The sequence below is a fragment of the Arthrobacter zhangbolii genome, assembly GCF_022869865.1.
Classification (GTDB): Bacteria; Actinomycetota; Actinomycetes; order Actinomycetales; family Micrococcaceae; genus Arthrobacter_B; species Arthrobacter_B zhangbolii.
On sequence record NZ_CP094984.1, the window covers coordinates 1,075,337 to 1,099,496 of the forward strand.

Genomic DNA, 24,160 nt, shown 5'->3' on the forward strand with positions numbered 1-24,160 from the left:
AGCTAATCCAGCAGCCGCGGCAGGATATGTTCGCTGAGCAGCGGCGATAAATCGGTGCGCTCCGCCGCGGCTGCAGGCGAAATCCACAGGAGTTCCTCTATCTCCGCCGCAGCGGCCGGCTGCGGGCTCCCGGCGGGCAGGGTCCAGCCGAAAAGGCCGGCATCAATGAAGGTGTCCTCTTCATTGGCGGCGGGGCCGTACCAGTGCCCCAGATCCTCGAGGCCGGCGGCAGGGACAGCCAGTCCGAGCTCTTCGCCTACCTCGCGGGCCGCGGCAGCGGCAAACGATTCTCCGGGCTCAAGCTTGCCGCCGGGCTGCATGAACCGGCTGGTCCCGCGCTTGCGGACCAGCAGGATGCGGCCGGCGTCATCGCTCACCAGCACAGCCGAGATGCGCAGGACCGCCGGAGCGGTGTCCGGGAGGCCCCCGGCGGCCACGGCGGTGTCCATGTGGGAGAGCCGGGGATCTTTCTGCAGGCCAGTCAGGCCGTTCCAGGACAGGTTCACCAAATGGGCAGCCACGGTTGCCTTGTCCGGAGTCCGGGAGTCCAGCCACCACTGTCCGGTCATGGCCACCATGCCCACCAGCATCTGGGCGTACATGCCGCCCACCTCGGCGCTGAGGCCGCGGCTGCCGAACTCCTTGGCCAGAATGTGTTCCACGTCCCGGGCAATCCGCGAGAGCAGCGTGGAGAAAGTGCCGTCGGGCTGGGACGGCGGTGCATCCCGGGTGAGAATCCGGAAACCGTCGGTGTGGTTCTCGATGTAATCCAGCAGCGCATAGGCAGCCCGCTCCAACAGGACGCGGGGACCGAACGGGCCGGTCAGTGACTCGGTGATCACCTGCAGGAGACGGTTGAACTCGGCGTCCACCACCTCGGTGTAAAGCCCCTCCTTGGAGCCGAAATGCTCATACACCACGGGTTTGGACACGCCAGCCGCGGCGGCTATTTCTTCGATTGTTGCGCCGTCGAGACCGCGCAGGGCGAACAGGCTTCGTGCCACTTCGATCAGCTGGGCACGGCGCTGGACGCCGGTCATACGCAGCCGTGCGCCGCCGGCGGGAGTCTTTACCACCGCTCCAGTGTACCCATCGGGCGGCGGGCCCCTCCGGTCAACTCGCGTACGCATCGGCTCCCGTGGCAGACTAAACTCTTGTGTGCGTGGCAAGCCAGGCACATGATCCGCCCTGGTGTAATGGCAGCACCCCGGCCTTTGGAGCCGTGGAGTATAGGTTCGAATCCTATGGGCGGAACGCTGTGCTGCGGCACCCCTGGCGGGGAAGCCCGGCCGGCGACGCAGAGACCGCCCGTACCACCAAGGAGCGCCATTTCGTGACCACCAACGATGTCCTGACCAGCGGTAATTCTGCGGAGGGGCTTGCAGCGGTCATTGTTCTTGCAGCCGGCGCCGGCACCCGGATGAAGTCCCGGACCCCGAAGATCCTGCACCCCGTGGGCGGCATTTCAATGCTCGGACACGCCCTCGCCGCAGCATCGGCACTGCACCCGCGCTTCCTGGCCGTTGTGGTGCGCCACGAACGCGACATCGTGGCCGCGCATGCTGCCGGCCACGCACCGGCGGCCGTGATTGTTGACCAGGACGAGGTGCCGGGAACCGGGCGCGCCGTCCAGGTGGCTGTCTCAGCACTGGATGCCGTGAGCACACTCGAAGGCACCGTAGTGGTTACCTACGGCGACGCACCCCTGCTGGAAGCGGACACCCTGCGCAGCCTGGTCGCCGTGCATGAAACAGACGGCAACGCAGTGACGGTGCTGACCGCCCGGCTGGCCGACCCCACCGGCTACGGACGGGTGCTGCGCGCCGAAGACGGCACGGTGACCGGCATCGTCGAGCACAAGGACGCCACCGATGAACAGCGTGCGGTGGATGAGATCAACTCGGGAATCTACGCTTTCGACGCCGCCGTGCTGCGCGGCGCCCTGGAATCGGTCACCACGCAAAACTCCCAGGGCGAGATGTACCTGACCGATGTCCTGGCCATCGCCCGGAATGCCGGTGGCCGGATCGCTGCCATGGTGACGGAGGATCAGTGGCAGGTGGAAGGGGCCAATGACCGGGTCCAGCTGGCCGCCCTGAACGCAGAACATAACCGGCGAATCCTGGAAAAGTGGATGCGTGCCGGGGTTACCATCACGGACCCCGCCACCACCTGGATCGATTCGACCGTAACCCTGGCCGAAGACGTCACCATCCTTCCCGGCACGCAGCTGCACGGGAGCACCAGTATCGCCCGTGACGCCGTCGTCGGCCCGGATACCACCCTGACGGACGTCCAGGTGGGCGAAGGCGCATCAGTGGTCCGCACGCACGGCAGCGACGCGGTCCTGGGTGCCGGTGCCAGCGTTGGTCCGTTCGCCTACCTGCGTCCCGGCACCGTGCTGGGCGTGAAGGGCAAGATCGGGACCTTCGTGGAAACCAAGAACGCCAACATCGGTGACGGCTCCAAGGTTCCCCACCTTTCCTATGTGGGGGACGCCACCATCGGTGAGCAGTCCAACATCGGTGCCGCCTCCGTTTTCGTCAACTACGACGGCGTCAACAAGCACCACACAACCATCGGATCGCACGTGCGGATGGGCAGCGACAACATGTATGTGGCGCCCGTCACCGTGGGCGACGGGGCGTACAGTGGAGCCGGAACGGTGGTCCGCAAGGACGTCCCGGCCGGTGCCCTGGCCATCAATGTCGCCCCGCAGCGCAACCTGGATGGCTGGGTGCAGGCCAATCGGGCCGGCACCGCCGCCGCAGAGGCCGCCGCAGCGGCCCTTTCAGCTTCTTCCCCCACAGGTAACCCCACGCGAGAAAGCGACCACGAATGAGCAGCGAAATCACCTCCAAGGGTGAAAAGAAGCTCGTCCTAGCCACAGGACGGGCCCATCCAGAGCTGGCAGAGGAAATTGCACGCTGCCTGGATACGGATCTGCTGCCGCTGGCTGCGTATGACTTCGCCAACGGCGAGATCTACGTCCGGCCGAACGAGAGCGTGCGCGGTACCGACGCCTTCGTGATCCAGGCCCACCCGGCACCGCTGAACAACTGGCTGATGGAACAGCTGATCATGATCGACGCGCTCAAGCGGGCCTCGGCCCAGCGCATCACCGTGGTTTCCCCGTTCTACCCGTATGCCCGGCAGGACAAGAAGGGCCGCGGCCGCGAACCCATCTCCGCACGCCTGATCGCCGACCTGTACAAAACGGCCGGCGCGGACCGCATCATGAGCGTGGATCTGCACACCGCGCAGATCCAGGGCTTCTTCGACGGTCCGGTGGATCACCTGATGGCCATCCCGCTGCTGGCTGATTACATCCGCACCCGGGTGGATGCCACCAACGTCACCGTGGTCTCCCCGGATACCGGCCGCGTCCGCGTTGCCGAGCAGTGGGCCGAACGCCTCGGCGGTGCGCCCCTCGCGTTCGTGCACAAGAGCCGCGACCTGACTGTGCCCAACCAGGCCGTGTCCAAGCAGGTAGTGGGACAGATCGAGGGCCGTACCTGCGTGCTCATCGACGACATGATCGACACCGGCGGAACCATTGCAGGTGCCGTACGCGTGCTGAAGGAAGCCGGCGCGAAGGATGTCATCATCGCCGCCACGCACGCCGTGCTCTCCGATCCTGCCGCACGGACGCTGGCTGAGTCCGGTGCGCGGGAAGTGGTGGTTACCAATACGCTGCCCATCCCTGCTGCCAAGCGGTTCGAGCAGCTCACCGTCCTCTCCATTGCGCCGATGATTGCCCGGGCCATCCGGGAAGTCTTCGAAGACGGATCAGTGACCAGCCTCTTCGACGGCAAGGTCTAAGCGGTACCGCTGCGCAGACAGGGCGCCCGTCCGGACTTCGGTTCGGGCGGGCGCCTGTGTGCTGGTAGCATTAAGCCCGATGCCTAGGCGAGGGAGCGGCCCGGAAGAATCCGGGCGGACTCCGTTATCGACGGTGGCTGGCAACTTCTGACCGTACAGGGACCGGATTCCCCCGTTCCGCATGCTGTACGGTGCACTGTTCCGAAACCGGCGCCTACGCCCATGGACAGCCGACACGGCACCCACGGAACACCACATACAGGAGTAGCAATGTCTGAGCAGAAGCTCGCAGGAACCACCCGCACCGACTTCGGCAAGGGAGCGGCCCGCAAGGCCCGCGTCGCCGGCCAGATCCCCGCTGTCATCTACGGCCACGGTGCCGACGTTATGCACATCCTGCTGCCCGCCAAGGCCACCACCCTGGCAGTCCGCACCTCCAACGCCCTGCTGGAGATCGACGTCGACGGCGAGTCCCACCTGGCCCTGGCCAAGGACATCCAGCGCGATCCGATCAAGCAGATCATCGAGCACATCGACCTCCTGACCGTCCGTAAGGGCGAAAAGGTCGAGGTTGAGGTCAATGTCCACGTAGAAGGCGAACTCGCCCCGGGCTCGGCCGTCTTCAACCAGGAAGCCAACACCGTCCTGGTTGCCGCAGACGCCACCAACCTGCCGGAGACCATCGTCGTCAGCATCGAAGGCCGCACCGCCGGCGAGCACATCTACGCCAAGGACCTGCAGCTGCCCTCCGGCGTCGAGCTGCTGCTTGATCCCGAGACCATGGTCATCAACATCTCCGAGTCCACTGTTCAGGATCTGGGCGAGTCCGCTGACGCCCCGGCCGAGGGCGACGTGGCCCCGGAAGTTGTCGAGAACTAATACCGCGTGAGCAGCAACACCTGGCTTGTAGCCGGGCTCGGGAACCCCGGGCCCGGCTACAGCCGTAACCGGCACAATGTCGGTCAGATGGTTCTGGATGAACTGGCCGCACGCATGGGTGGCAGGTTCAAATCCCACAAGTCACGTGCCCAGATTCTTGAAGGCAGGCTGGGGATCGGCGGCCCGCGGGTGGTCCTGGCCAAGCCGCTGACGTATATGAATCTCTCCGGCGGACCGGTCTCCGCCCTGTCCAAGTTCTTCGACATTGATCCGGAGCAGATTGTCGCAGTCCATGACGAGATAGACATTCCGTTCAACACCATCAAGCTCAAGCGCGGCGGCGGCGAGGGCGGACACAACGGACTGCGCGACATGAGCAAAGCCCTGGGTACCAAGGATTACCTGCGGGTCCGTGTGGGCGTCGGCCGCCCTCCGGGACGCATGGACACTGCCGACTATGTCCTCAAGGATTTCTCCGGCACGGAGGCAAAGGAACTTCCCTTCCTGGTAGGCGACGCTGCGGACGCAGTTGAGCTGCTCCTTTCCGAAGGGCTGACCGCCGCCCAGCAGAAGTTTCACACCAGCGCCTGACGCTGTCGCGGTGTAGGTAGCCGGCAGTCGAGAATGGGGTAGTTTTCCAGCGCCCGGAAGTCCGCCCGGCCATTGTTTCGCTTCTGTAACGGGGCCTAAAATGGAACCAGCCGTTAGGGCTCCCAAAGCGGGGCCGGCGTCGGGAGGCCTCCGAGACTGGGCCACCCCCATCCCGGCGCCGGTCCCTTTAACACCGTCTCCTAGTGCGCCGCCTTTAGTCCATCCCTTAACGCACCGCCTTGGCGGGATTATTGCGGGTGTGCTTTGCAGGACGTCGGTTTCCTCCCCCGGAACATGCGTTTGTATCTAGACGTGGCACGGGCGCAGGCGTATGCTCCAAGCCACTGAGCATACTGACCGGTAGCTACCGATAGCTGTTGAATCCGTGATCCGGATGTCTCGCTAGCGTTTTTGGGGGCTGGGGCTGACCCATGAAGAATGCGTCTAATGTCGCTGACCTGGTGGGACGCGCCGCCACGTTGGACAAGCTGTGCGAAAGCCTGACTGCAGGCGGCGCAGGGGCCATCATTCTGGGCCGTGCAGGCGTCGGCAAGACCGCCTTCCTCCGGGCTGCAGCGGATCGCTTGCAGGCCGATTTCCACATCGTGTATCTGCGGGGGAGCGCCATTTCGGCGCAGACACCCTACAGCGCTCTTTCCGTCCTGATCAGTGAGCTTCCCGAATCGGTGGCGGACAACCCCCTCCGGCTCCTGCAGGAGCTGAGCCGGAGCCTTGCTGCGAAGGCCCGGGGCCTGAGGGTCCTGCTTGCTGTAGACAACGCCGATCGTTTGGACCGGTCAACCTGCATGGTGTTGTCCCAGCTGTTGCGGCGGGGAAGCATTGCGGTACTGGCAGCGGCCTCCCTCAGATGGGAGGCCGGTGATGAGCTGCTGGATCTTTGGAGCGAGGGGCTGCTGGAGCGCCTGGAGCTGGAGGCGCTTTCGGAGCGGCAGACCAGGGACCTGATGCAGCAGATGCTCGGTGGCACGGTCTCCTCGCTTGCAGCAGGGACAATGTGGCGCGAGGGGGAGGGAAGCCCCAGGTACATCCGGCTCATGACCGGGCAGCAGGTGCTGTCCGGCACCCTGATGAACCGGGGCGGTGTCTGGGTTCGGACCGCCCCGTTTATCCCCACGGGAGATATCAGTGAAGTAGTGGACACGGTCCTGGACCGGCTCGATGTCCGGGAGCGGAGGTTCGTGGAAATCCTTGCGCTGTGCGCCGGCATGCCGATGGACACGGCCCTGGGCCTGGTTCCGTCGAGCGTCATCGACCTGCTTGAAGAGCAGCAGGTTATAGAGGTTGGCGGCCGGGGTCCGCGGGTAGCGCTTGCTGCCGGAACCGGCGCGAGCATCATTGCCGAGAGTATGGCTCCGGGCCGGAAGCGGCACCTGTGGGAGGAGGTTTCCTCCCTGATGGATCCCGCGGCAATGGAGCCGGCGGAGCTGGTGTCCTACGTTTCATGGACCATGGCCTGCGGGGAACTGCCGGCACCGGATGATGCCCGTCGGGCCGCATATGAAGCCAACAACAACGCCGACGGGCGGTCCGCCCTCAGGTTTGCACGGGCGGTGCCGTCTGATGTGCGCGGCCAGGAACTGGTGCTCGAAGAGCTCCGTGCCCTTTATGCCCTCGGCGATCTGGAGGAAGCGGTACGCGTTTTCCAGCGGATCGAACAGCGGCTCGATCCCGCCAGGAGGAGCAGCTACGTTCCGCTCCTGCTGCTGCATGCCCGGGCGCTGTCCCGGCTGCCCGGCGCAGGTGACCCCGCACCGGTACTGGCAGCGATCGAGGCAACTCGTCCGGAAGCAGGAGATACCGCGGATCATGAGGCAGCGGCAGTGCTGGTGAAAGCCTCGCTCGCAGCTGACCGCGGAAACCCCGGCGGGGTCCATACAGAACTGGCACAACTGGCCGCAGACCGCCGGCTAAGTCCATCGACCCGGATTCAGGTGCGCGTCCTCCAAGCGAACACCTTGGCGTTGTCCGGTCAACTTCATGAGGCCTTGGAAATAGTCGAAGGACTTGGCGCCCCGTTGGAGTATCCGGTGACCGCGAGGAGTTCAGAAGAGGTCTGTACACGCATTTTCGACACCTATCTGCTTGCAGGCGAGCTCGAGCGGGCCGCCGAATTTGTCCGGGCCTTCGATGAGGCCGGCATCCGGCCCTCCTATCATGGCAGCGCCGGTGAACTGGCGCAGGCACTGCTGGCGGTCTGGAAAGGCCAGCGTGCCGCTGCAGCCGAGGCACTTGCGGGCGGTGTCGGTCAGCTTGCCGTCCACGATCCCCGGGACATGATGCCGCTGGCAAGAACATTGACCGCGTGGATCCACCGGCAACAGGGGCAGAACTCCGCTGACGCCGGGGAACCCGCCGAGTCACACCGCCCAAAATTCTTGCCCGATAGTTTCCGGCGCTTTCAGATCTCGTATTTCTCCATCCTTGCCGGGGACCACGACCGTGAAACCTGCTGCAGGTTGCTGCGGACGGAGGCGATCCAATCCGAGGGAGAGGGAAACACCGCATATGCCCTGCATTTCCTGGCTGCGGCCTTGCGGTTTGGCGACCGGGAGGCAGCAGCCGCGATCCTCCGGCTGCATCGGGATACCCACGGGCGCTTCGGCACGCTGCTGCGGGAGTATGCGGCGGGCCTGCTTCAGGCCGATCCGGGCCGTTTGACCGCGGCGGCCCGGGGTCTTGGCGGCCTGGGGCAGCATCAGCTGTGTCTGGCAGCTGCCCGGACGGCAGCGGAACTATTGTCCGCGGGCACCGCGGAGGAGGACCGCAGGCTGGCAAGGACAGCAAGAGACCTGGCGAATTCAAGCCTCCGCCGGATGGAACATGCCGGGGGACAGAGGGAAACGCTGGCAGAATTGAGCGAATTTGAAGCTGATCTTGCGCATCGTGCGGTTACGATGGCGACCACTTCGCAAATAGCCCGGGAGCTTAACCTGTCTCCTCGAACCATCGAGTGGCATCTGGGCAAGATCTTTGCCAAGCTCCACGTCTCCGGGCGTGCCGAGCTTGCCGAAGTTCTGGCCTGAAGCTGACGTTGGGGGGAATGGGAATGCACGGGTCGAACCTGCGGTCACTGGCAGGCAGGGATGATGTTCTTGCCGCCGTGCTTCAGAGTCTCCGGCGTCCGGGCGGATACGGCGCCGTTGTCGCGGCCGAAACGGGTCTGGGTAAGACCGCTGTCGGGGCTGCTGCGGCTCGTGCGCTGAACACCGAAACCCCGGTGTACTGGGTTTACTCCAGCCCGGCCCTGACGGCCGTGCCATACGGTGCGCTTGCTGCCCTGCTGCCTGACCTTGCGCCGGAGGAGACCGGATCGCCGCTGGCGGTTATGCGTGCCCTGACCGCGCGGCTTGATCTCCATGCTCGTCCGGGCCGGACTCCGGAAAAAACAGTACCCGTGGTGATCGTGGATGATGCCCATGACATTGACCCACCGAGCCTGGACCTCCTGGCACAGCTGCTGGATGCCGGACGTATCCGCCTGCTGATCCTCACACGCGCATTCTCCGACGTATCCGCTGTACTTCCGCATATGTGGGACGGACAGCTTAGCCGCCACCGGCTCACGGCACTGACAGAAGCCGAAACCCAGCAGCTGTGCGAAGAGGAACTTCAGGGGCAGATCAGTGCCACCGCCGCCATAGAACTGGCCCGCCTGACCGGTGGGAATCCCATGTATCTGCTGGCACTGATCGAGGAATCCGTGCGAAGCGGCGTACTCCTCCAGCGGCACGGAATCTGGGTCCTTTCGGACGCCGGGCCACCATTGGGTGGAAGGGTGGGAGACCTGGTCAAAGCCCAGCTGAGAGGCTTGGCGGCTGAGGACCGCGCCACCCTGGAATCCATCTGCCTCGCTGAACCGCTTCCGTTGTCCGTTGCGTTTGAATTGAAAATGCACAGTTCCGTAGACACACTTGTGGAGTTGCTTCTTATTCAGGTGGTAACGGAAGAGGACGGCCGCACCGCGCTCCGGCCGCTGCATCCGCTTTACGGCGAGGTTATCCGCCGCATGGTTCCGGCGGCCCGCAGCTCCAGGTTGCATAAACAGCTGCAGGAAGTACTGCCCGGTGTGTGCGTGGGAGCTGAAGGGCTGGTGCGCTGGGTCGCATGGTCCCTGGACCTGGGCGCCCCGGTCCAGGCGGATGCATTGTTGAAGGCTGCAGATGCCGCCAATAACCGGTCAAACCCCCGCCTGGCACTGCGCATGGCCGATGCCGCCGCCGGGGGACCGCAGCAGGTTCAGGCTCGGATACAGAAGGCACGTGCCCTGCTGCAGCTGGGAGACGCGGATGCTGCCGCAACAGCGGCAGCGGGAACGCTGGAAGAAGCACCGGATCTGGAAAGCCTGAAACAGGCGGTGATGGTGGAAGTGCGCCTTTCCATGGGATCTGCGGGAGGAAACGGTTGGGCAGTGGGTCTGGCCGAACGGTGGACGCGGGCCGTTGAACACCTGCCCGGAGTTTCCGCCGCCGAGGTGGTCCGCAAGGCACACGGGGGAGCGCAAATGCTTCTGCTGCTGGGCAGAGTCAGGGACGGGGATTATGCAGAGGCCGAACTTGAAATGGCCCCGGCACTGCAGCAGGCGCGCGAAAGCGGAGCCCAAGAGCGCATTCTCTTCCTTGAGGCGCTGACTGCGGAGGTCCTTCTGGCCACCGGGCGGTCCAGGTCCGCACTGGATCACAGCCGGGCAGCGATGGCCATGCTGCAGATGGAGGCACCGGGTGCGCTGCTCTACCGCCCCTTTGTCCTACACCGTCATCTCGCCGCCCTACTCTGGCTCGGTGAATGGGAGGAAGTCCGGGAGTGCGTGGCCTCGGCAGATTCCCCGGTGCAGCAGACACTGCTTCATCTGGCCGGAATTGCAGACTTCGCGCTCGGGCTGTCCCGTCTGCGTACCAATTCGCTGGACGCGGCCATCAGGCACTTTACCGCTGCAGCGGAGGCGGCGCAGGACAACGATACCGAGGGACTGCTTCGCCTCTCCCAGGCACTGGGATCATTCGCCGCCGGGGTGCTGGGGCAGCGTGAGCTTGCAGGGCGGCTGCTTCGTAGCGCCGAAAGCACACCGCCGCGGGGACCGCTGCAATACCAGCTGCTGGCGGAAGGCATGATTGCCGGTGCCCTGGCAGCACGGGATTCAGACGATGCTTCACTGCAGCGGCTGCGCGATGCTGCGGATGCGGCGCAGGAGCGCTCCTGCAGTGCGGTTGAGTTTACCCTGCGGCATCTTGCCTTTCGGATCGGTGATTTCTCGGAAGCCGCCCGGTTGCTGAAAGTCTCCGAAGGCCTGGAAGGCCCCCAGGCCCCTGTCCTGAACAAAGTGGCGCGCGCCGTCGTCGACCAGGATGTGGCTGCCCTCGTGGAGTTGGCGGCGGGTCCCGACTCTGACCCTGAAATGGATCTGCTGCTTATCCGGCAGTGTCTGTATGAGGCGTTGCGGTTGGCGCGAAAGGGCAATGACAGGGCGTTGCTGAACCGCATTCAGCGCCTCGTTGGCAGGCAGGGCAGCGGACGCACGCCATTGCCGGAACTGACCCGGCGGGAACGCGATGTTGCTGCCCTGGTTGCGGCGGGCCACCGCAACGCGGAGATTGCCCGACAGCTGAATCTCTCAGTCAGGACTGTGGAAGGGCACATTTACCGGACGTACGAGAAGCTGGGCATCAGCCGGCGTGAGGAACTCAGGGCACGTTTCCCTTCCCTGGAGGACGCAGCGGCAGACTGGAAGCCCCTGTCGCAGCCCGAGTAGTCTGCCGGGAAAACACCAGTAGGTTTTACTCGGGCGCAGCCATTGGGCACTTCGTAGGGTTGGCAATGTTACTCGGGGTTCAGCCGGCGCGGTCCTACCGGTTCTGCCTGCAGCGTTTTGAAGAACATCCGCGGTTCGGGGGGTAACAGCGGATGTCACGGCTCCGTGAATGTCACGGCAAGACACTGCCAGGCCGTACCGCTAGGCTGCTTCGGCGTCCCGAGTCCCACATACGGAGCCGGCGGCGTCGATGCCCTCTGAGACCGGGGCGTCCCCCCAGCCGCCGCCGGCTCCTTCTGTCTCTTCTTCCGACGCTTGTTTTCCGTATTGGTGTGTCATAGATCGCCACCCGAGCGCTTTACTACCGGACACACGTACTCCGGCGCTATCCAGGCCCGGCGGACAGATGGAGCCCATCGATGGATCTTGCCGGCCGCCCCATGGCCCGCACCGCGACCCGTGAGGATCGGACCGCGTCGGTTCCGCCCTTATCTGCACAGCTGCTGCCGCAGGTCCAAAGTGCTGCTGCGGCAGCCGGGGATGCCCTGGCCGCCGGTAAAAGCGTGGTGATTTCCGGTGCGGCCGGAACCGGAAAGTCAGCGGTCCTGGCCCGTGTCCTGGGACAACTCAGCGGGGAATACTCCGTGCTGCGCCTGCGTGGGGCCGCGTCCCTGTCGGAAAAACCCTTCGGCGGTCTCTTCTGGCTGCTTAGCGAGCTGCCGCCGGAGACACTGTCCAACCCGGTCTACGTGCTCCAGTTTGTCCGGCGCGTACTGGAGGAAAAGGCGGCAGGCGGCCGGCTTGTCCTGGCGATAGAGCATGCAGAGGACCTGGACTCGGTCAGCATAGCCATCCTGCTGCAGCTCTGCCGCGGGGGGTGTGCACAAATGCTCGCAACGGTCCGGAACGTGGCCGCCTGCCCGGAAGATTTTGTGCACTGGTGGGCCGGAGACCCCGTCCACCGCGAAGACCTCATTCCCCTGCGGCCAAGCGGCACCCGGCTGCTGCTCGAGGGCATGGCCGGCGCGCCTGTGTCCAGCCGCCTGCTAATGGAAGTGCAGGCACGAAGCCTGGGTAATCCGCGGCTGGCCGCCCTGTTCTTTGAAGAACAGCTCCTGGCACGGACGGTCCTCAAACGAAGGGGTATCTGGGTATGGACAGGCTCCGTCTCTTATGCCGGAACGCTGGCTGAGCGGGTCGATTCAGAAACCGGCACCCTTGGCTCCGCTGAAAGGCTGGCGGTCGAGACTCTTGCACTGACTGGCGGGCTCCCTCTGGAGGTATTGCTGCGTCTGGCTGACCCGGCAGCGGTTGAGCGGCTTGAGGAGAGCGCACTCGTTGAAGCCAGCGGGCAGCCGCGTGCGCTGCGGCTCAAGGATCCGCTGCTGGCCGAAGCAGCGGCCGCGCTTGTGCCGCACGGCCGTGCAGCGGAAATCCGGGCCCGGATTGCCAGCCGTTCCGCTTCCCGAGAGGACATCGCGGCACCGTCCGGGGCATTCGGGGCTGCGCCGGGAACTGGTGGCCGTGAAGGACAATTACTCGGGCTTCTCCCCGGTGAACCGCGTTTTATGGCGGTATTGCGCGCGGCACGCGAGCTGGCGGCCTGCGGGCAATGGCTTGAGGCAATACGGTCAGCGTCCATGTGCCTGGACACGGTCCTGATCAACCCTGCTGCACCCGGTCTGCAGCGGAGCGTGCTCTCCGAGCTCTTCCACATCTTCCTCAGCTGCGGTGAGCTGCGCCTGGCCGCCAGCCTGCTGGAACATACCGATTCGTTCCTCTCAGGCATGGAAATTCTCGGCAGCAATGACCTGTGCGAGGGAATGGTTCAAGTGCTGGGCGGCCGCGCAGACCGCGCCCTGGATTACCTGCAGCGGGCGCTCGTCCAGCTTGACCAGGAGGAAACGCCCGAGCTGGCACAGTTGGCAGCAACTGCTGCGGCATACGCGTGTGTCCTCCTGAAAGACCGGCGGGCAGGACTGGATTACCTCGATGTCGCCGCAGTTGCAGGGAAAATCCGGGCCGCTGAGGACAGCACCGGCGCCGCAGCGGATCTCATTCGTTGCTTCTCCGGGCTTTGCGCGGCCCGGGGTATGGCCGGAGACCCGGACACGGTAACCGTACCGTCCGGCGGATGCGCGTCGTTGCCCGCTGAATCAGCGGGATTACAGGATCAGCGCAGCGGGCGGAGCTGTACATCGGCCGGTGCGAAGCAGACGGTGGCCAGGCTGCCGGTATTGGCAGCGGCTGCGCTGCAGGGCTGCAGCGGCGCAGCAGAGATGCTCCGCGAGGAAGTGCGCGGGTGCAGCGGCACGGCCGCAGACATGTACCTGGATCTGGCCCGCGGCCTGCTCGAATCCGATGTCCCATGCATGCTGAGTGCAGCCGAAACGGCGACAGTGCTGGGCCACTTCCTCATTGCCTACGAGGCAGCCGGCGGGGCAGCCCGGCGTGCCCGGGAACAATCCGACCGCCAGGGGCTGCGGGCTGCACGGCGGATCGAGAATGCTAGCTACCGGATGCTGCTGGCTGCCAACTCGGTAACGGACCGCCTGCTGGAGCTTTCCGAGTTCGAGCGGGAACTCGCACTCGGTGCGGCCGCAGGCCGGAGCAGTTCGCACCTGGGTACCGCACTGCACCTGTCGCCGCGGACCATTGACTGGCATCTGGGCCGAATCTTCCAAAAGCTACGTGTATCCGGACGCGCGGAACTGCGTGAGTGCCTGAAAACTGAGCGGCAGCAGACCTGAACCGATCCCGGGAATGCGCGGAAGAGCCGTTTACCGGGTGATCCACACTCCCAAACTACGTAATCATGCACGGTCCCTGAACGCCATTCCCAAGTAACCGAGTAGCGCAACTAGGGACGGCTACTCATGTACTGCAGCGGAGGCCTTAATACGCTGGTGCCAGACAGCATCGCCGGTTCCGTCCGCAGGACGGAACCGGAACACAGCGGCCACCCGGTAACGAACCGGCAGAACTGATTTGACGAAACCGGATATCACCGACATTCGATAGAAACAGGTCTCACAGTGCAGCTACATAACGATCACCAGTCCCATCACCGCCGCACGGGCGGGGCCCCGCTCCACAGCGGAGCACCGGATGCCTCCGGACCCGCTGTTCCCTCCGGTCCCGCTGTTCATGAGACGCCCACCGCGGGTGCGGGCGCCGCCGTCGTCGGCCGGGAACGGGTGCTCGAAGAGGTGCTGCAGTCCCTCGCCGGCACGGCACAGGGTGCCGGATGCGTGCTCGTAGGGGAAAGCGGCATTGGCAAGACGGCCGTAATGCAGCACGCTCTGCGGCACCTGGGCGATGAGACGTTCGTGGTGCAGGTCCGGGGCTCCGAGTTCGCCGGGCGCACGCCTTTTGGCGCATTAACGTTTCTTCTCTCGGACCTGGACCCCGAACTTTCCAACCACCCGGTGATGATCCTCCGCGGCCTCACGGAACTGATCAGGGAACGCGCCAACGGCCGTCCCGTGCTTTTGGCGGTAGACAACGCCGAGGAACTGGACGAGTTTTCCGCCATGGTGCTCACGCAGATGGTGCTTAACCGCAGTGCCGGAATGCTGGTGGCTTTCCGTGACTTCAGTTCGGCCCCCGGCGAATTCACGGGCCTCTGGCGGGATGGCATTCTCACCAGGGTAGACCTGGAGCCGCTGACGGTCCTTGAGGCAGCCGCCTATCTGGGTTCGCTGCTGGGCGGAAAAGTGTCCCGGGCCGCCGCTGCGGCTATACACGGCTATGCCGGCGGAAACCCCCAGCTGCTCTCCCTGGCCAGTTCCGACTTCCAGGACTCCGGGCGGTTGCGTATGCACAACGGCAGCTGGGTGCTGGCGCCGGGGGAGGATATCCGCGGCGGACGTGTCGCCTCGGCCGTGCTCAACAGCCTCAACGGGTTGTCGGCAGGGCAGACCCAGCTGCTGCAGCTGCTCTCCATGGCCGGTTCGCTGCCGCTGCCCGTGGTCCTGGCGCAGCTGGACAGCGCCGAACTGGACGAGCTGCAGGAACACGGCATGGTTGCCCTGGACATCCGCCCGGTCCCTGACGTCAGAATCAGCAGCCCGGTGCTGGTTCGCTCCTTACGGTCCGGACTGGGGCCGGCCCGGCAGCGCCGGCTTTTTGAAGAGTTGGCTCCCTTCCTCAATACCGTCGAGGGATTCGTCCTGGATGATGTGCTCCTGGCCCGCTGGCTGGAGGCCATTGGCGAGGTGCCGCCGGCCCAGCTCGCCGTGCGCGCAGCCCGGCGGGCCACAGCTGCGGGAAATCCCGACAGCGCGGTTGCCGTGCTATCAGCCGCTTTCAATACGCAGGAAGAGAACGCGGGCGCCGTCGTGGAACTCGCACGGGCACGAACAGAGCAGGGCGAGTACGGTGCTGCGCTGGGTATCCTTTCCCGTTACCGGGGGAGCGAGGCAGCTCCCGACGCCGGTGACCGGATTCGGCTGTTGCTGGCAGAATGCCGCGTCCTCTGTATCGAGGCCACCGGGCTCCGGGATCCCCGCTCCGCAGCAGCACCGGCAGAGCCCGCCCGGATGCGCCACACGGACCTGTTTTCTCAAGTAGAGGACGAGATTACCGCCCTGGGGAAGACGCCTGGCATCGACATCGTGGAGCTGAGGCGCGAGCTGATTCTGGCCCGGGCAGAATGCCACTCCGCCCACGGGCGTTTCCTGGATAACGCGACCTATCTGGCCTCCGAGGAGGTGGAGACGGCGGCCGCGGATCTTGAATTCCGTATTCTCCGGTCTGCCTGGCTGTGCGAGGCATGGGGCATGACCAGCCGCCAAGATGACGCGGTGGAACTTGCTGCCCAGATGGAGCGGTTGTTGCCCGGTGCCGGTCTCAGCGCCGGGACCTATGCCCGGGTGGCCGGCAAACTCCTGCACACCTATCTGATCACCGGGGAGCTGCACGCGTGCGAACGGTTGCTGGATTCCGCGGCGGCAGCGGGGATGGAGGGTACGTATACCGAACTGGGGCAGGGACTGCTTCATGCCTTCGCCGGACGGCCCGAGCCGGCCCTCGCCGCCCTGCTTCCGGCGGTAGACCAGCTGGCGGTGGGCGGTCCGGCAGCGTTCCTGCCCCTGGCGGCGGCTGCAGCCGCCTACTGCCACGCCATGAACGGGCGGTTGGACGAGGCACTCCAGTACCTGCAGATACAACGCGGCGCAGCCGACGGCGGGCCTTGGACCGTACGGCGCGGTGCCAGGCACTTCGCTGCTCTGGCTGAGGCAGCGCTGGGGGCGGAAACAGGAAGCCGCCGCTTCGCTTCCCTTGCAGCGCAGGACCATAAACGCAGCGCCTATGCGTATGAACTGCTGGCCCGCCTGACGGCCATGCGGCTGGGGGATGAGGACAGCCTGGACGAGGTACTGTCCGTGGCGGCAAGCCTGCAGGGGGACTTCGCCGCGCTCTGTGAAAGCTATGCAAAGGGACTGGGCAATGCGGACGCCCAGCTGCTTCTCCGGGCCTCCGAAATGGCAGGAAACTCCGGGCATCAGCTGCTGGCCAGGGAAATCTCCGAACATGCCCTGGGGATCGCCTCGGGTGCGGGGGACCGGGCAACCGTCCGCTTCATCCACCGCAGCCGCAGGGCCACGGGCCCCGAAACAGCCGCGGAAGCTGCTGATGAAATCCTCGGGGCACTGACTGCCAGGGAGCGCTCCATCGCCCGCAAGGCGGCAGCCGGCACAAGCAACAAGAAAATCGCGGAAGAACTGGGGATCTCGGTCAGGACGGTCGAGGGGCACCTTTACCAGGTCTATTCCAAACTCCATGTTGGCAGCAGGCGGGAACTTGCCCGCACCATTGCGGAACAGGCAGGAGCAAAGAAATGACAATCTGGGGTCAGAGCCGTCAGCTGTTCGGACGTGAACGCGAACTCGCGGAGGTCGCCGGACGGTTGCTGGACCCCGGGCTGCGCGGCGTCGTACTCCTTGGCGACGAAGGCATCGGCAAGTCCTCCCTCGCGGAGCAGGCGGCCGAGAGCCTTTCCTCGATCATGCTCCCTTATTACGTCTGCGGCAGTCCCGTGCTCTCCAGGATGCCCTACGGCATCCTGTCCACCTACCTCGGCCGGGCCACCGCGGCGGAGATGGAATCCCCGCTCACTGTCCTGCGGACTGTGCGGACACACTTCCAGCGGCTGACGGAAACCAACGGCCTGCAGACGCTGCTGGTGGTGGACAACGCACAATACCTGGATGAGGCCAGCGCGCATCTGCTCACCCAGCTTGCCATGTCCGGCGAACTCCGGCTGATGGTCATTTCCCGGGCACGGGCACCCCGGATCCACGAACTGCTCTCCCTGGCCAGGGACGGGCTGCTCGCGCGGATCGACCTGGGCCCGCTGTCACACGAGGCAGTTCACGAGTTCTGCGTCAGCGTGCTTGGCGGTCCGGTACTGCAGGCATCCACCACGCTCTTAAACCGCATCTCCGGAGGCAATCCGCTGTACGTCAAGGAGCTGCTGGGACGTGCCCAGCGGCAACAGCGGCTGGTTGAAGCAAACGGAGCCTGGTTCCTGCGGGGCAGGCCGGACTGTCTGGATACCTCCCTGGTAGACTTGGTGAAGAGCATGCTCGGTTCCCGCACCCCGGCTGAACGGAACGTCCTTGAAACCCTGGCACTGGCCGAACGGCTGCCACGGTCCGTCCTGTCGGCAGTGGCCGACGACGAAGCCGTCCGTTCGCTGGTGATCGACGGCATTGTGGAAATCCTGCCGGACCGGGATGAATCCGCCCATTTGGTTCAGCTCCTGCACGAAGAGATCATCCGCAGCCTGGTCCCGGCCGCCCGCAGTGCGGAAATCCGCGCGCGGGTCCTGGGCTGCTACGCCCCGGGTTCCCCGGGCAGCTCCATGAACCCGGGTGACATCAGTACGCTGCTCCGTCAAACTGAATGGGCGTTGGACTGCGGAGACCGGCTGCCCGGAGAGCATTTGCTTGCGGCCTCCCGGGCGGCGAACGGGATAGGAGACGCTGCCAGGGCACAGCGTTTCGCAGCCGCCATAACCGCCGTGCCTTTCCGTGCCGCAGCCGAAGTGGAGCTCGCCGTCGCGCACGCCAAGCAGGGCAGCTACGGGCAGGCCCGGGACCGGCTCGATGCGTTGGGGAAGCGGATGAGTGCGGACAAAGCAGCCGTGTGGGACCGGCTGACCCTTCACCGGGCGATGTTCGTCAGCGCGCTGAGCCGGACCAGCGGGCCCGGCGAGGGACTAACTGCCCTGACAGATAAGTGGAAGACCGCTTCGGCTCCGGCCGAAGACGACCCGGGCGTAGCGGAGCAGGTACGGGTGTCCATGGAGGTCCTCAACGCGTCCGCACTGATTCTCGACGGCGAGTACGAACAGGCATGCACCCTCCTTGCAGCCCTTGACACCGGTGGCCTCCTGCCGGATGCGGCGGAACTGGCGGTATTGATTCACGGCCTCTACGCCGAGGTCCTGACCGCGTGCGGGGACGTGGAGCCTGCCCTGCAACAGGCCGCGGCCGCCGCGACCATGCTGGATACCGGAGGCGGAGAGCTGCAGGGGTATGCCGGGTTTGTTTTCGTCCGCCAGGCCCAGGCCATGCTGCATGGCGGCCGGTTTGGCCAGCTGGAACAGCTGCTTGCCCGGATGCATTCCGTTCCCCAGCACCAATTGACCCTTCTCGGGGGCAGCCTGGGTGTATTCGAAGCGGCCCTTGAGATTCACCGCGGCAGGCTCCACGACGGGTTGCGGAAGCTGCGCCCGGCGGTGGAAGCGTTGCGGGAAAACGATCCGGAACTGCTGCTCCCGTATGCCCTTGGCCTGGCCGGTTACGCTGCGACCGTGGTGGCTGACGGAACGCCCGCGGCAGGTTTCGTGGCCCAGGTTCCGACAGTCGGATACACCGGTCCGCGGCATCTGTGGCTCACGGCCCAGGCTTACGCCGCCGCAGCCGAAGCCTCACAATCCACCGAGGGTCCGCCCTCCGGCCGGCTTGCTGCGCTTGCCGCAGAGGCCAGGGCAGGCGGACTGCACAGCACCGAGAAGGACATCCTGGAACTATGCCTGGCCGTTGGCGACCTTACCCAGGTGGGGCGTCTGGCCGAGCTGACTGCCGATTTTGACGGTGCCGAAGCGCAGGCGCTGCATGCCTATGCCGTTGCCGTTGCCTCAGGCAACCCGGACCGGATGGTCGCGGCCGCCGAGGACGCAATCCGGGCACAGAAATACCTCGTGGCGGTAGAAAGCATCGGGCATGCCATCCGTTTCTATGGCAACCACGGAAACCTGCGCCGCCAGCGCGCCCTGATCCAGCAGCTGCGGCGGCGCAGAGAGGAACTGGCGGGCGTTACTGTCTCATATCTCAGCCCGTCCCTGCATCTGGTCCGGCTCACCCGCCGTGAGCACGAAATCGTGGACCTGCTGCTGTCCGGTGCCACCACCAAGGACATTGCCGCCCACTTCACACTCTCCCAGCGGACGGTCGAGGGGCATGTCTACCGGATCTACGTAAAACTGGGGATCAGCCGCCGAGCGGACCTTGAATCTGCCTACCGTGCCCTGGAACCCGGACATCGGAGCAGTTCCCTGGTCAGGTAATGGCTGGTCCTCTGTGCCGGCCAGCCCCAAAAATACCTGACTATATTTGGGTTTTCAGCGTTGCTGGGTAGTAGGGCAGGTACGTCCCGCCGACAGGACGAAATCCAGCTGACGAGCCGAGTATTGAGTACTCGGGTTCCTGTAGAGGACCGCTCCTACATTTGTTGCCAGTTCAAGGAAAAGGCAACCAGAAGGACGTCGGTCTCGAAATGGGCACTGAGATACATGGTCACACTGCGCCGGAATCCTACCTGCAGGCAGTACCGCCGGTCGCGGCTGGGAGTACCAGCCGACCAGTCGTTCATGCGGCGAGCCGGACCGTCCCGGGACCGAGGGGAGCCGGGGCGGTCAAAGAGCACCGCCGATACGCCCCATCCGTTTTTGATCCAGCCGGGCTGCATACCTCCGACGGCGGTTCGGCCATGGCGCAGAGCCGCAGTACGGCAGACATCGTGCTGCCGGTCCAGCCGTTTGTTTTTCCCAGCTTTACCACGGCCCGGCACTTTGGGCAGGCCGGGCGTACCAAGAGCGCTGCTGTCGTATGGAACCGTCGCTACGCCAGGATCCTCACGGTTTCGGATGCGGTGGTGGTCTTCACCGCAGCACTGGTCGGTCACGCGGCCTGGTTCGGGCTGGAAGAAGCCAAGCTGCGCGTCGGACCCTTTGCGCCCACCTACCTCATCATCTCGTGCCTCATTGGCCTGGCCTGGATGCTCGCGCTGCAGGCCTACCGCAGCCGGGACGCCCGTATCACCGGGATCGGTACTGATGAGTACAAGAGGGTAGTCAACGCCACTGTTGCCCTGATGGGAACCCTTGCCCTGGTCTCCGTGGTCTTCCAAATCGACATCGCCCGTGGATACTTCGGACTAGTGCTTCCCGGCGGTACCGCTGGATTGATCGCCGCCCGGTGGCTGCTACGGCGATGGCTGCAGATGCAGAGGCGGAAGGGGAAGTACCTCTCCCGCGTGGTTGTCCTGGGGCAGCCCCGGGACGTGCGGTACGTGGTGAACCAGATCGGTCGAAAGTCGCGGGCGGCCTACCAAGTGGTTGGCGTGGCGCTTACGGGCAAGAAAAGAGCCTGGCTTGAAGTGAACGGAGCGCAGCTTCCCGTTGTCTCAGACGCAGAGACGGTGGTTGAGGCCGTCGCGCGGGTGGGTGCAGACGCCGTAATTGTCGCAGGCCAAACCAAAGGGGGCAGCCGGTACATTCAGGAATTGGGCTGGCAGCTCGAGGAGTCCTCCACTGAACTGATTCTGACTACCGGGCTGACCAACGTCGCCGGGCCGAGGATTCACGCCCGGCCGGTGGAGGGTCTGCCTCTGATGCACGTGGAGCTTCCTCAGTACACCGGTGCCCGGCACGCCTTCAAACGGATTTTCGACGTCGTGGTGTCGTGTGCTGCCTTGCTTGCCTTGGTGCCCCTGTTTGCCATGCTGGCAATCCTGGTCAAAAAGGACAGCCCGGGGCCCGTGCTCTTCCGGCAGGAACGCGTGGGACGGGGCGGCCGTAAGTTCCTGATGCTGAAATTCCGCTCAATGGTGGAAACGGCGGAAGACGATCTGGCTGGTTTGCTGGACCAAAATGAAGGTGCCGGACTGATGTTCAAAATCCAGAATGACCCCAGAATCACCCGGGTGGGTGCCTGGATGCGGCGGTATTCGCTGGATGAACTACCCCAGTTCTGGAACGTGCTGATTGGGGACATGTCCCTGGTGGGACCGCGCCCGCCGCTGCAGCGGGAAGTCGACAGCTATGAAAAGCGGGTCCACCGCCGCCTGTACATCAAGCCCGGCATTACGGGTATGTGGCAGACCAACGGACGCTCCAACCTGAGCTGGCAAGACAGTATCCGCCTCGACCTTTACTACGTGGAGAACTGGTCTCTGACCGGCGACCTCATCATTCTGTGGCGCACCGCTGTCCAGATGGTCAAGCCGCTGGGGGCCTTCTGATGGGTCCCGCCCCGCAATCCACCGAACCGCAACAAGACCGCCACCGGAAGGCAGGAAGCATGGGAATCCGCATCGGCTACGCGCCGGGAGCTTTTGACCTGTTCCACATAGGGCACCTGAACATCCTGAAGCACGCCAAGGCGCAATGCGATTACCTTGTGGCCGGAGTTGTCTCCGACGAGCTGTGCGAAATCCGTAAGGGACAGGTCCCCGTGGTGCCCCTGCCGGAACGGCTGGAGATAGTTGCCGGACTGGCATGCGTCGACCGTGCTGTCCCGGAGATCCTGCCGGACAAGCTCGACACTTGGAGGCAACTGCGGTTCAACGTCTTTTTCAAAGGGGACGACTGGAAGGGAACCGCAGCCGGTACGGACCTTGAGAAGGCGTTTGAGGCGGTGGGCGTGGAAGTCGTGTACTTCCCCTATACGGTCCACACCTCCAGCACGCGTCTTCGCCGCAGCCTGGATCTCCTGAACGCCACGGCAGGGAGCGCGATATGAGGGTACCGGTTGCGGACAGCCGCCTGCGGATCGCCCTGGTCGGGACGCGGGGTGTGCCGGCTCGATACGGAGGGTTCGAAACCTGTGTGGAAGAAGTTGGCAAACGGCTGGTTGAACGCGGACACCAGGTGACGGTCTATTGCCGGATTGATGCCCGGACCGACACCTCGGTCCGGGAGTATCTGGGTATGGACCTGGTGCACTTACCGGCCCTGCATAAACGGTCTCTGGAGACCCTCAGCCACACCGGGCTGTCCGCTGCACACTTGCTTGGGCACCGCCCGGATGCGGCCATCGTCTTCAACGCCGCGAATTCGCCGTGGCTGCCCCTGCTTCGCGGAGCCGGGATTCCCGTGGCAACCCACGTGGACGGGCTGGAATGGAAAAGGGCAAAATGGGGTCCGGTCGGCCAGCGCTACTACCGCTACGCGGAAGCGCTGGCAGTCCGATACTCGGATGCCCTAATTGCCGACGCCGGCGGGATCCAGCAGTACTACCGGGAAGAATTCGACGCCGAAGCGGTGCTCATCACGTATGGCGCCCCGATTCTGGGGGATGCAGGCGACCACCGGCTGGCCGAGGTGGACCTAACCGCGAATCAATACCACCTGGTGGTCGCGCGGATGGAACCGGAGAACCACGTGCACACCATCGTGGAGGGATACCTCCGCAGCGGTTCAGTGCTGCCCTTGGTGGTGGTGGGCAGCGCCCCGTATGCGGAACAATACACGGGCAGCATCCGGCGAATGGCGGACGCCCGCGTCCGCTTCCTGGGCGGGGTCTGGGACCAGGAATTACTGGACCAGCTATATGCCAACTCCCGGGTGTACTGGCACGGGCACTCCGTGGGAGGAACCAATCCCTCCCTCCTGCGGGCAATGGGCGCCGGCGCTGCCGTCAACGCCTTCGATGTTGTGTTCAATCGGGAGGTCCTCAGATCAGCGGGGCGCTTCTTCACGAATCCCGAGGACGTGTCGAAGCTGGCGCTGGCGGCGGAGATCTCCCCGCAGGATGCTGCCGAACGGGGTAGGACTTCACTTCAGGAAGCAGCACGCTACGACTGGGACGATGTGACGTACAAGTACGAACTCCTGGCACGGGGGCTTGCCGCCGGAGAGTTCCGGTGCCCGGGCAGTGCCCGACGGCGACGCCCGGGCCTCCAAGAGGCCAGGCTCACGGGCGCATCGAGATAACCCGTACTGCAGCACGGCTAGGAGGGAACATGGCACATCGCGGAACGAGGGTGCGACGCCCGTTGATTGTCGGGTTGGCCGCTTTAGCGGTCGTTACGGCCACCATTGTGCTGGTTGGAGGCTATTGGTTTGGTGCGAAACCGTCTGCAGCGGAGGGTAGGGCCGACAGCGGGCAGAGCCAGTTGCTCCAATCGCCGTCGCCGCCGGTAGGTTCCCCCTCAGTTACGGGCGACGAAGCAGATACGGGGGAGGAAACGGACGCGACGCCGTCCTCTTCGCCACCCGAGGCCAGCGCGACGGCGCCTGATCCGACGCTCCAGACCCCATCCGATGAGGGCGCTGATGCCGGTATGGCAGCTGAGCCCGGCGTGCCGAGCGACCCGATCATCGCAAGCGACGCTGATGAGGGCGCTCTCGATCAGCCGATCCTCCCACCCGCGGACCTGGGCGGCCAGCCCAGCGGGAATGCAGGCGTTCGTCTCCGCGTAAGTTCCGTGCAGGCCGTGGACGGTGTTGCCGAAGGCATTGGGGAAGTAGCGGGACCGGCTATCCGGTTCACCCTGTCTCTCACCAACGAAACGGCAGCCCCGCTGGATCTGGCGGACGTCGTTGTCACCGTTGAAGCCGGTCCGGACGCCCTTCCTGCGGGGGAACTGAGCGGTCCGGATGTCAGCCCGTTCCCTGCCCGCGCCGAGCCGGCGGGAACGGTCTCGGCTACGTACGTCTTCCTGGTGCCTGTGGAGCTTCGGGATCTGCTCAGGATTTCACTGAACTATTCGCCCGAGGAACCCATTGTGGTTTTCCAGGGTTCCGTTCCAACGGGATAGTCCCAACGAATACGGGATAGTCCCACGGCAAGGCGCAGGTCCCTGATC

14 protein-coding genes, 1 tRNA gene and 1 pseudogene are annotated in these 24,160 nt (G+C 64.9%); 14 read left to right on the forward strand and 2 right to left on the reverse strand.

Annotation, left to right across the window (positions count from 1 at the left end; translation table 11 throughout):
* Positions 1-2: 2 nt before the first annotated feature.
* Both MUK71_RS16300 and MUK71_RS16305 read right to left on the reverse strand, forming a co-directional pair.
* Positions 3-449, reverse strand: a complete 447-nt coding sequence (locus MUK71_RS16300; RefSeq protein ID WP_227904572.1) for an NUDIX hydrolase — start codon at positions 447-449, stop codon at positions 3-5.
* A 6-nt stretch (positions 450-455) separates the two neighbouring features.
* Positions 456-1,040: pseudogene (locus MUK71_RS16305) on the reverse strand (TetR/AcrR family transcriptional regulator); the annotation flags it as partial.
* A gap of 142 nt (positions 1,041-1,182) precedes the next feature.
* Here MUK71_RS16305 and MUK71_RS05065 point away from each other — a divergent pair.
* From MUK71_RS05065 to MUK71_RS05130, 14 genes are all read left to right on the forward strand, one after another.
* Positions 1,183-1,254, forward strand: a tRNA-Gln gene (locus MUK71_RS05065).
* 79 nt (positions 1,255-1,333) lie between these two features.
* The gene (glmU, locus tag MUK71_RS05070; protein ID WP_423724616.1) at positions 1,334-2,842 is read left to right on the forward strand and encodes a bifunctional UDP-N-acetylglucosamine diphosphorylase/glucosamine-1-phosphate N-acetyltransferase GlmU; all 1,509 of its coding nucleotides are present in this window, start codon (positions 1,334-1,336) and stop codon (positions 2,840-2,842) included.
* Entirely contained in the window at positions 2,839-3,822 is a 984-nt protein-coding gene (locus tag MUK71_RS05075; RefSeq protein WP_227904251.1) for a ribose-phosphate diphosphokinase, read from the forward strand. The genes glmU and MUK71_RS05075 overlap by 4 nt, the downstream gene beginning before the upstream one ends.
* A gap of 270 nt (positions 3,823-4,092) precedes the next feature.
* The gene (locus MUK71_RS05080) at positions 4,093-4,701 is read left to right on the forward strand and encodes a 50S ribosomal protein L25/general stress protein Ctc (RefSeq protein WP_227904252.1); all 609 of its coding nucleotides are present in this window, start codon (positions 4,093-4,095) and stop codon (positions 4,699-4,701) included.
* Positions 4,702-4,707: 6 nt separating this feature from the next.
* Positions 4,708-5,292 carry an aminoacyl-tRNA hydrolase gene (pth, locus tag MUK71_RS05085; protein WP_227904253.1) on the forward strand — a complete coding sequence of 195 codons (585 nt, stop codon included), beginning with the start codon at positions 4,708-4,710 and terminating at the stop codon, positions 5,290-5,292.
* A gap of 431 nt (positions 5,293-5,723) precedes the next feature.
* Positions 5,724-8,336 carry an AAA family ATPase gene (locus tag MUK71_RS05090; protein WP_227928906.1) on the forward strand — a complete coding sequence of 871 codons (2,613 nt, stop codon included), beginning with the start codon at positions 5,724-5,726 and terminating at the stop codon, positions 8,334-8,336.
* A gap of 23 nt (positions 8,337-8,359) precedes the next feature.
* Positions 8,360-11,059 (forward strand): LuxR C-terminal-related transcriptional regulator, encoded by a 2,700-nt coding sequence (locus MUK71_RS05095; RefSeq protein WP_227928907.1) that lies wholly within the window; start codon positions 8,360-8,362, stop codon positions 11,057-11,059.
* A gap of 419 nt (positions 11,060-11,478) precedes the next feature.
* Entirely contained in the window at positions 11,479-13,809 is a 2,331-nt protein-coding gene (locus MUK71_RS05100) for a helix-turn-helix transcriptional regulator (RefSeq protein ID WP_227928908.1), read from the forward strand.
* A 285-nt stretch (positions 13,810-14,094) separates the two neighbouring features.
* On the forward strand, positions 14,095-16,905 hold the full coding sequence (locus MUK71_RS05105; protein WP_227928909.1) for a helix-turn-helix domain-containing protein: 2,811 nt from the start codon (positions 14,095-14,097) through the stop codon (positions 16,903-16,905).
* Positions 16,902-19,637 carry a LuxR C-terminal-related transcriptional regulator gene (locus MUK71_RS05110; RefSeq protein ID WP_227928910.1) on the forward strand — a complete coding sequence of 912 codons (2,736 nt, stop codon included), beginning with the start codon at positions 16,902-16,904 and terminating at the stop codon, positions 19,635-19,637. The genes MUK71_RS05105 and MUK71_RS05110 overlap by 4 nt, the downstream gene beginning before the upstream one ends.
* A 422-nt stretch (positions 19,638-20,059) precedes the next feature.
* Positions 20,060-21,592 (forward strand): sugar transferase, encoded by a 1,533-nt coding sequence (locus MUK71_RS05115; protein ID WP_227928911.1) that lies wholly within the window; start codon positions 20,060-20,062, stop codon positions 21,590-21,592.
* A 59-nt stretch (positions 21,593-21,651) separates the two neighbouring features.
* Positions 21,652-22,092 (forward strand): FAD synthase family protein, encoded by a 441-nt coding sequence (locus MUK71_RS05120; RefSeq protein ID WP_227928912.1) that lies wholly within the window; start codon positions 21,652-21,654, stop codon positions 22,090-22,092.
* Complete coding sequence (locus MUK71_RS05125; RefSeq protein WP_227928913.1) at positions 22,089-23,285, forward strand: DUF1972 domain-containing protein; 1,197 nt, start codon at positions 22,089-22,091, stop codon at positions 23,283-23,285. The genes MUK71_RS05120 and MUK71_RS05125 overlap by 4 nt, the downstream gene beginning before the upstream one ends.
* A 350-nt stretch (positions 23,286-23,635) precedes the next feature.
* Positions 23,636-24,112: a hypothetical protein gene (locus MUK71_RS05130; RefSeq protein ID WP_227928914.1), complete on the forward strand. Its 477-nt coding sequence runs from the start codon at positions 23,636-23,638 to the stop codon at positions 24,110-24,112.
* The last annotated feature ends 48 nt before the right edge of the window (positions 24,113-24,160 follow it).

Coding starts and splice junctions, on each gene's coding strand:
- MUK71_RS16300 (WP_227904572.1), bottom strand. CDS start 449: ATGGACACCGCCGTGGCCGCCGGGGGCCTCCCGGACACCGCTCCGGCG.
- MUK71_RS05075 (WP_227904251.1), top strand. CDS start 2,839: ATGAGCAGCGAAATCACCTCCAAGGGTGAAAAGAAGCTCGTCCTAGCC.
- MUK71_RS05080 (WP_227904252.1), top strand. CDS start 4,093: ATGTCTGAGCAGAAGCTCGCAGGAACCACCCGCACCGACTTCGGCAAG.
- MUK71_RS05090 (WP_227928906.1), top strand. CDS start 5,724: ATGAAGAATGCGTCTAATGTCGCTGACCTGGTGGGACGCGCCGCCACG.
- MUK71_RS05095 (WP_227928907.1), top strand. CDS start 8,360: ATGCACGGGTCGAACCTGCGGTCACTGGCAGGCAGGGATGATGTTCTT.
- MUK71_RS05100 (WP_227928908.1), top strand. CDS start 11,479: ATGGATCTTGCCGGCCGCCCCATGGCCCGCACCGCGACCCGTGAGGAT.
- MUK71_RS05110 (WP_227928910.1), top strand. CDS start 16,902: ATGACAATCTGGGGTCAGAGCCGTCAGCTGTTCGGACGTGAACGCGAA.
- MUK71_RS05115 (WP_227928911.1), top strand. CDS start 20,060: ATGGCGCAGAGCCGCAGTACGGCAGACATCGTGCTGCCGGTCCAGCCG.
- MUK71_RS05120 (WP_227928912.1), top strand. CDS start 21,652: ATGGGAATCCGCATCGGCTACGCGCCGGGAGCTTTTGACCTGTTCCAC.
- MUK71_RS05125 (WP_227928913.1), top strand. CDS start 22,089: ATGAGGGTACCGGTTGCGGACAGCCGCCTGCGGATCGCCCTGGTCGGG.
- MUK71_RS05130 (WP_227928914.1), top strand. CDS start 23,636: ATGGCAGCTGAGCCCGGCGTGCCGAGCGACCCGATCATCGCAAGCGAC.